The sequence below is a fragment of the Janthinobacterium psychrotolerans genome (assembly GCF_001677885.1).
Classification (GTDB): Bacteria; Pseudomonadota; Gammaproteobacteria; order Burkholderiales; family Burkholderiaceae_D; genus Janthinobacterium; species Janthinobacterium psychrotolerans.
The window spans coordinates 23,265-35,653 of sequence record NZ_LOCQ01000052.1; the positions used below are offsets into that span (position 1 = coordinate 23,265).

The 12,389-nt window shown below is 63.5% G+C and carries 10 protein-coding genes; 3 read left to right on the forward strand and 7 right to left on the reverse strand.

Features of this window, described 5'->3' with window-relative positions; genetic code table 11:
• Positions 1-4: 4 nt before the first annotated feature.
• Complete coding sequence (locus ASR47_RS09920; RefSeq protein WP_065307615.1) at positions 5-1,519, reverse strand: CoA-acylating methylmalonate-semialdehyde dehydrogenase; 1,515 nt, start codon at positions 1,517-1,519, stop codon at positions 5-7.
• Between the two features lie 23 nt (positions 1,520-1,542).
• Positions 1,543-2,763 (reverse strand): ABC transporter substrate-binding protein, encoded by a 1,221-nt coding sequence (locus ASR47_RS09925; RefSeq protein WP_065307616.1) that lies wholly within the window; start codon positions 2,761-2,763, stop codon positions 1,543-1,545.
• 124 nt (positions 2,764-2,887) lie between these two features.
• On the opposite strand from ASR47_RS09925, the gene ASR47_RS09930 reads away from it, so the two are divergent.
• A complete protein-coding gene (locus tag ASR47_RS09930; RefSeq protein ID WP_065307748.1) occupies positions 2,888-3,805 on the forward strand; it encodes a LysR family transcriptional regulator in 918 nt (305 codons plus the stop codon).
• 21 nt (positions 3,806-3,826) lie between these two features.
• A complete protein-coding gene (locus ASR47_RS09935; protein ID WP_065307617.1) occupies positions 3,827-4,357 on the forward strand; it encodes an isochorismatase family protein in 531 nt (176 codons plus the stop codon).
• A gap of 39 nt (positions 4,358-4,396) precedes the next feature.
• On the opposite strand, the gene ASR47_RS09940 is transcribed toward ASR47_RS09935, so the two are convergent.
• The 4 genes from ASR47_RS09940 to ASR47_RS09955 form a co-directional block, all read right to left on the reverse strand.
• On the reverse strand, positions 4,397-5,575 hold the full coding sequence (locus ASR47_RS09940) for an acetyltransferase domain-containing protein (protein WP_065307618.1): 1,179 nt from the start codon (positions 5,573-5,575) through the stop codon (positions 4,397-4,399).
• 3 nt (positions 5,576-5,578) lie between these two features.
• On the reverse strand, positions 5,579-7,708 hold the full coding sequence (locus ASR47_RS09945) for a TonB-dependent siderophore receptor (RefSeq protein WP_065307619.1): 2,130 nt from the start codon (positions 7,706-7,708) through the stop codon (positions 5,579-5,581).
• A gap of 113 nt (positions 7,709-7,821) precedes the next feature.
• Positions 7,822-9,360 (reverse strand): hypothetical protein, encoded by a 1,539-nt coding sequence (locus ASR47_RS09950; RefSeq protein WP_065307620.1) that lies wholly within the window; start codon positions 9,358-9,360, stop codon positions 7,822-7,824.
• A 15-nt stretch (positions 9,361-9,375) separates the two neighbouring features.
• Complete coding sequence (locus ASR47_RS09955) at positions 9,376-10,878, reverse strand: hypothetical protein (protein WP_065307749.1); 1,503 nt, start codon at positions 10,876-10,878, stop codon at positions 9,376-9,378.
• A 143-nt stretch (positions 10,879-11,021) separates the two neighbouring features.
• Here ASR47_RS09955 and ASR47_RS09960 point away from each other — a divergent pair, with 143 nt between their 5' ends.
• The gene (locus tag ASR47_RS09960) at positions 11,022-11,468 is read left to right on the forward strand and encodes a hypothetical protein (protein ID WP_150127747.1); all 447 of its coding nucleotides are present in this window, start codon (positions 11,022-11,024) and stop codon (positions 11,466-11,468) included.
• A 13-nt stretch (positions 11,469-11,481) separates the two neighbouring features.
• Here ASR47_RS09960 and bla read toward each other — a convergent pair whose 3' ends face one another.
• Complete coding sequence (bla, locus tag ASR47_RS09965; protein WP_065307622.1) at positions 11,482-12,384, reverse strand: subclass B3 metallo-beta-lactamase; 903 nt, start codon at positions 12,382-12,384, stop codon at positions 11,482-11,484.
• Positions 12,385-12,389: the final 5 nt, after the last annotated feature.

The window sequence follows — 12,389 nt, forward strand, 5'->3', positions numbered from 1 at the left end:
CCCCTTATTTCATCGAGATGGTGGTGTTCACGCCGCTGCCGCCATCGTCCGGGGCGAACCAGCGCGCCGTGACGGTCTTGGTCTGGGTCCAGAAGTACAGCGCCTGCTTGCCGTTCGGGCCCAGGTCGCCGAGCTTGGAGGCGCGCGAACCGGTAAAGCTGAAGTAGGCGACCGGCACGGGAATGGCCACGTTGATGCCGACCTGGCCGACGTCGATCTCGTTCTGGAACTTGCGCCCGGCCCAGCCCGACGAGGTAAAGATCGAGGTGCCGTTGCCGTTCGGGTTGGCGTTGATAAAGGCGATCGCTTCGTCGAGCGTTTCGGTCTCCACCACGCACATGGCCGGGCCGAAGATCTCCTGCGTGTAGACGGAGTTCGTCGCGTTCACTTTCGAGAAAATCGTCGGCCCCATGAAGTTGCCGCCCTCGAAGCCCGCCACCTGGTGGCCACGGCCGTCGAGCAGCAGCTGCGCGCCTTCGTCGACGCCGGCCTGTATCAGTTTTTCGGCGCGCTGCATGGCGCTTTTCGACACCATCGGCCCCAGGTCGGCTTCGCGGTCGCTGCCCGGCCCCACTTTCAACGCTTTCGAGCGGGCGACGATGTCCGGCAGCCACGAGCGCGCCCCGCCGACCAGCACCACCACCGAATTGGCCATGCAGCGCTGGCCGGCCGCGCCGAACGCCGCGCCGATCAGGTTGTTGATCGCCTGCTCCTTGTTGGCGTCGGCCAGCACCACGCAATGGTTTTTCGCGCCCATCATCGATTGGGCGCGCTTGCCCGACTCGCTGGCGCGGCGGTACACATGGGTGCCGACGGCGGTCGACCCGATAAACGAGACCGCCTTGATATCGGCATGGTCGCACAGCAGGTTGACCACGTCGGCGCCGCCATGCACGACGTTCAGCACACCAGCCGGCAGGCCGGCCTGGTACATCAGTTCGACCAGGTACATGGTCGACGACGGGTCCTGCTCGGATGGTTTGAGCACGAAGGTATTGCCGCATGCGATGGCGATCGGGAACATAAAGCACGGCAGCATCACCGGGAAGTTGAAGGCCGTGATGCCGGCGCCCACGCCCAGCGGCTGGTAGATGTTATACACGTCGACGCCATTGGCGGCGTTCTCGGCGATCTCGCCCAGCTGCAAGGTGGCGATCGAGCAGGCGTGTTCGACCACTTCCAGGCCGCGCATGACCTCCCCTTCCGCATCGGGCAGGGTCTTGCCGTGCTCGCGCGTGATCAGCTCGGCCAGCGCACCGATATTTTCGCGGATCAGGTGCTGGTACTTGAGCATGATGCGCATGCGCGCGGCCAGCGGCGTATTGCGCCAGGTTTTAAAAGCTTCCTTGGCCGTGCTGATCGCCAGTTCGACTTCGGCGGTGGTGGAAAACGGCACGCGCGCGACGATTTCCTGGGTGGCCGGATTGACCACGTCGCGCCATTCGGTGGTGCTGGAGGCGTGGTGCTTGCCGCCGATATGCAGGGGGACGGCGGGGATTTGTGTGAGGGCTTGGTTCATGATGGACTCCGTAAGTGTTGGGCTTATTTCTTGACCAGATTGCACGCCGCCCCATCCATCGGCTTGAACGCCTGGTCGGCGGGAATGGTCGACAGCACCTTCAGGTAGTCCCACGCGCCTTTCGACTCGGCCGGGGTCTTGACCTGCACCAGGTACATATCGTGGATCACGCGGCCGTCGGGGCGAATGGAAGCATTGTTCATGACGGCATCCTTGATCGGCAGCTCGCGCATTTTTTCGGCGACGATTTTCGAGTCGTCGCTTTTCGCGGCCGCCACCGATTTCAGGTAGTGGTAGACGCTGGAATACACGCCGGCCTGCACCATGGTCGGCTTGGCGCCCTTGTTGAGGGCCTCGAAACGCTTGGCAAAGGCGCGGCTGCGCTCATCAAAATCCCAGTAAAAGCCGTCGGCATAGACCAGGCCCTGCGCCGTTTCCAGGCCCAGCGCGTGCACATCGGACAGGAACACCAGCAAGGCGGCCAGGCGCTGGTCCTTGCCGCTGCCGATGCGGAATTCGCGCGCCTGCTTGATGGCCGACACCACGTCCGCGCCGCCGTTGGCCAGGCCGATCACCTGCGCTTTCGAGCCTTGCGCCTGCACCAGGAAGGAAGAAAAATCGGAGGCGTTGAGCGGATGGCGCACGGCGCCCACCACGGTGCCGCCATTGCGCTTGACGACGTCGCTGGCGTCTTTTTCCAGCGAATGGCCGAACGCGTAATCGACGGTGACGAAGTACCAGGATTTTTGTCCCAGCTTGGTCAGCGCCGCCGCCGTGCCGGCCGCCTGCGAATAGGTGTCGAACATCCAGTGGAAACCGTTGGGCGAGCAGTCTTCATTGGTCAGGCGGCCGGTGGCCGGGCCGCTGAACATGGCGATGCCGCCCTTCTCCTTCATCAGCTTTTGCACCGACAGCGCGACCGAGGAATTGGTCAGATCGGCGATCGCATCGACCTTGTCGCGGTCTATCCATTCGCGCGCCTTGGAGGCGGCGATATCGGCCTTGTTCAGATGGTCGGCCGAGACGATCTCGATCTTCATGCCCTTGCATTCGGCCTTCAGGCAGTCTTCCATCGCCATCTGGCTGGCCACGACGGAGCCGCGCCCGCCCATCGCCGAATACGGGCCGGACATATCGGTCAGCACGCCGATCTTGACGACACCATCGGAAATCTGTGCCTGGGCGGTGGTAGTGAAGGAAAGCGCGAGCGCGAGCGCGCCCATGGCCAGAACGGTCTTTTTCATGCAGTGTCTCCTGATGGATGAAGGGTTTTTCTTATATGTTTAGTTGCATTCTGCATGTGTAAAAATATGCACTCAAGCGAAATTAATGCATAATTCCTTTGCATAAATGCACAAGGAGGCAAAAGTGCTCGATTGGGACAATGTACGGGTCTTCCTGGAGCTCACGCGCAGCGCCGGTCTGGTCGACGCGGCGAAAAAACTGGGCATCGATCACTCGACCGTCTCGCGCCGCATGCGCAAGTTCGAGGAACAGGTGGGCACCCAGCTGTTCGACCGCAATTACGTCGGCTACCAGCTGACGCCCGAAGGCCATCGGTTGATGGACTATGCGGAAACCATGGAAAGCACGGTGTTTGCCGCCACCGAGGAATTGGGCGAGCACAACCGCTTGTTGTCGGGCCAGGTCAGGCTGGGCGCCACCGAGGGCTTTGGCGCGGTGGTGCTGGCGCCGCACCTGGCGCACTTTTGCGGCCGCCACCCGCATATCAGCGTCGACCTGATCGCCGTGCCGCGCTTCGTCAGCCTGTCCAAGCGCGAGGCCGACGTGGCCATTTCCATCGAGCGCCCGCTGTCCGGCCCCTACGTGGTGACGAAACTGTCGGACTACCGCTTGAAGCTGTACGCCACGCCGGCCTACCTGGCGCGCCATGACCCCATCACCAGCGTGGACCAGCTGGCGCAGCATCCCATCATCGGCTATGTGGACGACCTGGTGTTCAGCGCCGAGCTGCGCTATATGGACCATGTGGCGCCCGAGTCCAGGCGCACGTTTCGCAGCACCAGCGTGATCGCCCAATACCACGCGGCGCGCGCGGGCCAGGCGCTGGCCATCCTGCCGTGTTTTGTTGCCCAGCAGTCCAGCGAACTGGTGCCCGTGCTCGACGGCCAGATCGACCTGCAGCGGTCTTTCTGGATGGTCTCGCCAAGCGAACGGCGCAATATTGCGCGGGTGCGGGCGTTATGGAATTATCTGCGCGAAGTGATCGAACTGAACCACGGCTATCTGATGGGCGAGTCGTCCGCGCCCCGGTGGCTGCCATAATAACCAAGCAAGGAGAACTCGATGCTGATGGAGGCAAGCAAGGCGGTACTGGTGATCGTCGACCTGCAGGGGCGCTTGATGCCGGCGATCCACGATGGCGAGGCGGTGCTGGCGCAGAACGTGCGGCTGGCGAAAATTGCGCAGTTGCTGGAGATTCCCGTGATTGGTAGCGAGCAGAACAGCGGCAAGCTGGGCCCCAACGCGCTTGAAATTGCCGCGCTGTGCCAAAACACCCTGCAGAAAACCCATTTCGGCGCCTGCGAGGATGGCCTGACCGACATCTTGCCGCCCGGCCGCACGCAAATCGTCGTTACCGGCTGCGAGGCCCATGTCTGCATGCTGCAAACGGCGATCGGGCTCCTGGAGCGCGATTACGAGGTGATCATCGCCATCGACGCCGTCGGCTCGCGCCTGCCGTCGAGCCGCGATGCGGCATTAAGCCGCCTGGCAACCCTGGGCGCGCAGCTGCTGACGGTGGAAATGCTGGCCTTCGAATGGCTGCGCGACTGCCGCCATCCGCGCTTTCGCGAGGTGCTGGCACTGATTAAATAGCAGCCAGGCCTGGCATCAAGCGCTTCAAGCTCCCGGCCGTCAGAAATAGCGCACCCAGGCCTGCGTCGAGCTGCGCTTGTAGTGGGCAAACGCGCGGCAGGGCCAGTACAGCACCGGCATCAGCGCCAGCGCGATCAGCCACACCTGCCACACATGCTCGACGCCATAGCGGTCGCCGTGGTTGATGCCGAGCACGGCCGTCAGGGTCCTGCTGATAATCAGCAGCAAATACAGGTGCAGCAGATAATAAAACATCGGCGCGCCGCCAAACGTGGCGCAGGCGCGCACGAACCAGTTGTCCAGGGTTTCCAGCCAGGCCATGCCCAGCATGCCGAAGCCCAGGGTGAACAGCACGAAGTCCAGCGAAGGCGGGTATTTTGTGAAGTTCAGGAAGCTCATCACCGTCTGCACGGCGCTGTCACCGGCCACCCATGGCTGGTGTTCACCGTACAGATTCAAGCCGCGCAGCACCGCCAGCGACAGCAGGGCGCCGCCGCCCAGCGCCAGCAGCCAGCGGCGCCGTGCTTGCGGTGTACAGCTGCGGGCATACAGGGGGCCGGCCGCATAGCCGAGCAGGATCACGCCTATCCATGGCAGCAGCGGATAGCTGGCCTTGATCTTCATGGCGCCGTCGGCCACCAGGTAGCCGCGCTGCAGCAGCACCGTCAGCAGATAGTAGCCGAGCGTGCCCTCCTCCGCATGCAGCCAGGTCAGCAGATGCTGGCCGGCGATCATCGCCACGCCCAGCGCCACCAGCCACTTCAGGGGCAGCCGGTGCAGCACGGCCAGCGCCATCATCGACAGGCCGATCACCCAGATCACCTGCAGATACAGGATCGCCGGCGTCAACGTGCCCATCCAGGCGAAATTGACGAAGACCACTTCCAGCACCACCAGCAGCAGGCCGCGCTTGAACAGGAAACCGGTGGCGCTGCGCGGCCCTGCCGCCGGATGCGCATACAGCCAGGCCGACAGGCCGGTCAGGAAGACAAACATCGGCGCGCAGAAATGCGCGGCCGTGCGCGTAAAAAACAGCGCCGGTTCGACGATGGAGATGTCCATCGGATCGCTGACCTGGTGATGCATGAAGAAGGTTTCGCGCACATGGTCGAACAACATGATCAGCATGACCAGGCCGCGCATCACGTCGATGACAGCGATGCGGGCGCGCAGGGTGGCGGGCGAGGCGTTGGCAGGGCTCAAGGTTATGCTCGTCATCGGTTAAAAACGGTAATGGGCATTCAGTGTCACGGTCCGCTCCGCCCCCGGCGCCACCCACAGCTGGCTGTAGGAACTGGCATAGTAGCTGCGATTGAACAGGTTTTCCACATTCAGCGCCAGGCGCAGTTTCGGCGTCGGCGAATACGAAGCGAGCAGCTTGGCGGTGGTGTAGGCCGGCAAGGTGAATTTGCTGCTGACGGCCACGTCGCCCAAACGCTCGCCCACGTATTGCAGGCCGCCACCAAAGCTGGCCGTGCCCGTGCCCAGGCTGAACTGCTGGGTGGCGACCAGATTGGCGCTGTGGCGCGCCACGTTGGCGAAACGGCTGCCGGTGACGATGGTGTTGTCGCCGCGCGTGACGGTCGCGTCCGTATAGGCATAGGCGCCCGAGACGCGCAAGCCGCGCGCCAGTTCGCCCGACACATCGAGCTCCAGGCCCCGGCTGCCCACTTCGCCGGCGGCGACGGCAAAGTCGGTATTGAGCGGATTGACGGTCAGCACATTGCGCTTGCTGATATCGTAGACGGCCACGGTGCCGGTCAGCTTGCCCGTTTCCAGTTTCGCGCCGACCTCATACGAGCGGCTCTGCTCGGCCGGGAAGGCCTGGTTATTGATGCTGATGCCGCTGTTCGGGCGGAAACCCTTGGCCGCGCTGGCATACAGCGACCAGGCCTTCGACGGCTGGTAGACCAGGCCCACGCGCGGGCTGGTGGCCGACAGCGACTGATTGTTGCTCACGTTCAGGCGGTTGTTCGTCACCTCCTGGTCATAGCTGTCGTGGCGCACGCCGACCAGCGCTTTCCACTGCGCACCGAGGTCGATCTGGTCCTGCGCATACAGGCCGTGCGCCTTCTGCCCTTCCTGGGTGTCGATCGACAGCGCCAGCGGATCAGCCACGCCGCCATACACGGGGGCAAAAATATCGATGGCGTAGGCGTTGCCGGCGGAAGGATTGCGGCGCAGCTGCACCCGGTGGTCGTCGAAATGGTAGGCGTCCACACCCAGCAGCACCTCATGCCTGATCGTCCCCGTAGTCAACTTGCCGACCAGCTCGATGCGGCCCGACACATCGGTCGAGGAAAAATCGCGGTGGCGGCGCTGGCGGCGCAGGGTGCGCCCGTCGGCCAGCAGATTGTTCGCTTCGCTCGAATAACCCGTCAGTTCGCTGTCGCGATAGGACAGCCCGGCCTGCAATATCCACTGGTCGGACAAATCATGGTGGATGAACAGCTGCTGGCCCAGCGACTTGACCGTCATCGGGCCGTCATTCGGTTCGCCGAGGAAGCGCGACACGGGCACCGCGCCGAGCTTGCCATTGACGGCCAGCACGCCCCGGTCGAACGGCGTGCGCTGGCGCACGGCTTCGATTTCATAGGACACGGTGGTACGGTCGCCCAGCAGCCAGATGAATGAGGGCGAGAACAGGCTGCGCTCGACCGTCAGGGTGTCGCGGAAGCTGTCGCCCTTTTCATGCGCGGCGTTCAGGCGATAGGCAAAATTGTCGCTCAGGGGGCCGGTCAGGTCGACGGCGGCACGCTTCATGTTGAAGCTGCCCAGCGAAAAGTCGGCATTGTACTCGGGCACGAATTTGGGCTTCTTGGTGGTGATATTGACGGTGCCGCCCGGCTCGCCCCGGCCATACAGGGCCGACGCCGGCCCCTTGAGCACTTCCACGTTCTGCGTATTGGCCGCATCGCGCATGCCGTTGTAGCCGCGGCTGGAACTGAAACCGTTGACCATATAGTCGGAACCGAAATTCGGGTCGCCTGTAAAGCCGCGCATGGCGTAGCTGTCCCACAGGCCGCCCAGCGGGCTTTGCTTGGCGATACCGCTGGACAATTCCAGCGCGCCGGCCAGGCTGGTCACGCCCGCGTCGCGCAGCAAATCGCCGGTCAGCACGCGCACGCTTTGCGGCAAATCCATCAGCAGCGCGTCGGTCTTGGTGGCGCCGGTGGCCGACAGGCTGCGGTAATGCTGGCGCTCGCCTTTCACGTTGACCACCCCGGGCATATGGCTGTGGCCGCTGGTATCGGTGTCAAGGTCGGCATAGGGCACGGGATCGGCGGCAAACACCAGAGGGCTGGCGGCGGCCAGGAGCAAGGCGGCGGGATGGCGTAAAAGGCGGGGCATGGGGTTCCTGAAAGCGAGACAAGTAAATGCAATAGTCTTGCATTGTAATTGATAATTGGTTCTCAATAAAGGGCCATCCTCACTTTTTGCATCGCAGCACGCCGTACCACGCTTCAGAATTCGCGCGACTGGTCGAACAGTTCGTGCAATTGCGCCACCCTGAGCGTCACCCTGCCCTGCGCCTGCCCTTGCTGCGCAAGCTGGTCCAGCACCTGGAACAGCACCGTGCCGATCTCGTCGCGCTCCTCGGTTTCAATCACGCTGCTGCGCCGCTCCATTTTATTGAACACCGCGACATACTCGCGCACTGCGGCACAAAGCAGCGCATGCACGGCCTCGGCGTCCAGGGCCGCATCGATCGTACGCGTGGCCGCCAGCAGCGTTTTATACGCCTGCGCCGCTTTTTTGGCATACGCGGCCGGAATCTGTTGGCGTCCATCCCAGTCGCGGAAAGGGTTGTGCAGGTTTTCCGCCAGCCATTCGGGTTTGCGCGGCTGGCGTATCGCCAGGTCCAGCTCAGGCACCCCGCCATGCTTCGCGGTTTTCTTGTAGCGTGCCTTGATTTCCTTCGCGACGTCGGCCGGCACGCTGGTCATCCACAGCATGGACAGGTGCGGCAGCTGCTGCGGCATGGGAAACTGTTGCGGCGTAAAACCGAACATATCGTAGGTGGTGAAAGTCAGCAACTGCGGCAGCGCGGCGATGGCCTGCAGATTGGCCACCATGCCCGGCTGGCCCCAGATGCGCAATGCCGTGAGCCGTGGAAAGCGCCGCGCCACGGTATCGAGGTCGATCTCTTTCACAGTAGTCAGCGACAGGGCGCCGAGCTGGTCAAGACCGGCGAAAGCCGGCACAGCGCCGCTGCAGTGCAAGGTCAGTCCGCGTCCGCCGAGCGGGTGGTGAACCGCCAACTTCAGCGCTGGCGTGCCGTCCAGGGTGAGATCGTTCAAGTCGTCGTTCAGCTGCAGGCTGCGCAGCGCGGCAGGATCGACGATCAGTCGCCGCATGCGGGTCTGGCGCAGGTCGAGTTCGGCCACCTGCGCCGCCTGCCAGCTCAGCTCGGTGACAAAGGGATTGCCCTTGATAAAATCCAGCAGTGCCGGCGTACCGTGCCGGGTGTGGATGATGCTCAGACAAGGCAGCTGGTCCAGTTCGGACAAGTCATGAATGCCCTGCAGGATGCTGTCATCGATCTTGCTGGTGTCCTGGCGCAGCACGCGCCCACCCACCGTGACCTCGACGTTGCGCGAGGCGGCCTTGAAACGGCGGCGCTTGTCCGCATCGATGGTGTTCCAGCGCCGTTGCAAATACAGGCTGTTGCCCGTCACCCAGCCGCCGCCATAACTGTCGAGGCCGTCGATCACCAGCGGCGCGAGATTGCCCACCAGCGTGTAATTGGACGGCACGCTGGCGCCCAGCCAGCAATGATCGACATGCGCGCCGCGGGAATAGAAGTCGCAGATCAGGGGCTTCATGGACGCGATCGCTTGCGCATCGGGCAAGGCGTCGCCGCTCCAGTCCAGTTCCAGTACGGCCGCCAGCTGCGCGCCCTTGCGGCCCCGGTCTTCTTTCAGCGCCGTTACCTGGCACGCCACGTACTGCCGCAGTTTTTCGCAATACACGCTGTAGATATCTCCGACACTTGCTGGCACAGGCTTTCCTTTCACTTAAAATTCACGCAGGCGGTCGAACTGCGCCAGCAGGCCGTCCACGTCGGCGAGCTTGGTTCCCAGCGCGCGCAGGCATCCGGCCAGCACCGCATGGATTTCTTCGTTCTCCACCGTGCCGATGAGCTTGTTACGCGCGTCGAGCTGGTTGAAGCTCGTCACATAGGCGGCGACCATGGCGGACAAGGCGGCCTGCACGGCCTCGGCGTCCATGCTGGCGTCGATGGCGCGCGTGGCAGATAACAGCGTTTTATAGGCGGTGGCCGCCTTTTTTGCCTGGGCGGTGGAAATCTGTTCGCGGCCATCCCAGTCGCGAAACGGATTGTGCAGGTTTTCGTCCAGCCATGCGGGTTTGCGCGGCTGGGTGACCGACAGGTCCAGGCCCTGCGCCGCCGCATTTTTATAGCTGTGCTTGACGGCCTGCGCCACGTCGAACGGCACGCTGCTGAGCCACAAGGTCGACAAGCGTGGCAATTGTTGCGGTGACGGAAATTGCTCGGGCGTATAACCGAACAGGTCGTGCAGCGACAAGGTCTGCAACTGTGCCAGCCCGGCGATGGCGGACAGATTCGACACCATGCCGGGCTTGCCCTGCAGCTGCAAATACGTCAGATGCGGGAAGCGCCGCAGCACGCCGTCGAGGTCGATCTGCGTGAGCGCGGACAGCGACAGGCCGGCCAGGTGATCGAGGCCGGCGAATCCAGGCAAGCGCCCGGAACCATACACGACCAGCGCGCGCCCTTCCGCATCGCTGTGCAGCTGCAACTGCGGCGAAATTTCGCCGCGCAGTACCAGCACGCCAAGATCCCGGTTCAGCAGCACCTTGGCCAGTCCGCTCGCATCGATGCTGAGGCTGCCCAGGCAGCTGGCGCGCAGATCCAGCTCGGCCACCTGCGCAGAGCGCCACAGCAGTTCGGTGATGAATGGGTGGCCTTTGACAAAGTCGGCCAGGGCCTGCGTCCCGTGTTCCGTGTGGATATGCATCAGGCAAGGCAGTTGGTCGAGCTCGGCAAAATCCATGATCGACTGCAGCACCGTGTCATCGATGCGGCGGGTGTCCTGGCGCAGCACATGGCCGCCGACCGTCACCTTGACGTCGCCGGACGCCGCCTTGAAACGCTGGCGCCGGGTCAGGTCGATTTGCTCCCATGCGCGCTGTCGGTACAGGGTGTCGCCGGCATGCCAGTCGCCATGAGTGGTGGTGTCATCAAGCACCAGTGGCGCGATATTGCCTGCCAAAGTGTAAGCGGCCGGCACCTCGGCGCTGGCGTAGGCGTGATCATGTTTGCCGCGCCAGAAAAAGAAATCGGCCACCAACGGCCGCATGGCCCCCAGTTCGCTCGCCTGCGGCAAGGCGTCGCCGCTCCAGTCCAGTTGCAGCACGGCCGCCAGCTGCGCGCCCTTGCGCTCGCGGCTCTCCTTGAGCGCCGTCACCTGGCAGGCGACATACTGGCGCAGCCTGGTCGAATAAACGCTATAGATATCCCCAACGCGTGGCGGCACGGCCTGTCCTTTCAAAGTTCATTCAGGAAAACCGTACTCTAGCAGGAGAGCAAGCTTGGGGCCTGCACCGCTGTAACAGGCGCACAGCGTTGTGGCCACGCCTGTCGTAGAATCGGCCATCGTTGAATCGAGAAGGAGTCGCAGTGAACACACGCACTATCCCCACCCTCACCATGCTGGCCCTGACCCTGTCCTTGGGCGCCTCATCGCTTGCCTTGGCCAGCGCCGATACCTCGCCCAAACCGGGCGGCGTCTACCGGCTCAAGCCCGGCATCTACGTTGCCAACGGCAGCGACTGCGCCGCACCCGCCAACGCCGCCATCCGCCAGTACGATGGCAAGGGCTTGTCCACCGCCCACACGCGCGCCTGCAAGGCCACCGTGCGCAGCCAGCAGCGTGGCGGCAGCTACACGGTAGACCAGTCCTGCATCGACGCCGGCGCCGGGCCGGCGCCGCGCGTGGTGCAGCGCCAGCAGATCGTGGTGCGGGACGCCTTGCACTTTACGCAAGTGATCAAGGGCGACCGCACCAGCTACCAATACTGCCCCGTGTACCAGTTGCCGGTGGATCTGCAAAAGGCCGTGCGCTAACCAGCGCCCGGAATCAACCGCGCTCGCTGGCCAGCCGCTTGGCCAGCAGTTTGCCAGCCTCGTCCGCATAGGCGCGACAGCCGTTGCTGTCGATCAAGGGATTGTGCTCGCTGCTGCGCCCGGCGGCTTTTTCCAGCAAGCCCGTGGTGCCGGGATGGACGGGAATAATGATATCGCAGGGAAGCGTTGCGACCTTCGCGATGCTGGCCTGGAACGAGGCCGAGATATCGGGCGTGTTTTGCTTGCCCCTGCCGTTCCCCGTGAACCTGAAGTCGCCGCTCGAATACGGGTTCAGGCTGTCGGCATACACGATATTGACGCAGCGCCGGTCTTCGCACGAGGTCCAGGTCCAGGTGGTACCGCCCGGCGTGTGGCCCGGGGTCGCATGCGCGGTCAAGGCCAGCTGGCCCAGCTTGACGACATCGCCCTCTTTGACCACGGTGACCTGCTCGACCTTGGCCACATGCACTACCGGCTTGGCCTGGTATTGCGGATCGTCGAGGCCATTGGTGCCGCTTTGCAGCACTTTCGCACTCGAGGCGCTGGCCATCACGGTGGCGCCGCTGGCGCGAGCAAGGGCCGCGATGCCGCCCGCATGGTCCCAGTGGGCGTGGGAATTGAGGATCAGCTTGACGTCTTTCATGCTGAAACCCAGCGACTCGATGTTGGCTTGAATCAACGGTGCCGATTGCGGCAGCGCGCCGTCGAGCAGGATATGGCCGCCTTCGCTGGTGACCAGCACGGCGGACAAGCCGGCCACCCCCACATACCAGGTATTGCCATGGATATTGAAGGGTTTGGCCGGGGCATTCCACGCCTTGCAGTTGTCGCAGTCCACGCCAGCATCATGCGCCTGCGCCGTGCCAGCCGCCGCCATCATCGCCACCACGACCATCAATTTTGCCAATTTCGTCATTGTTT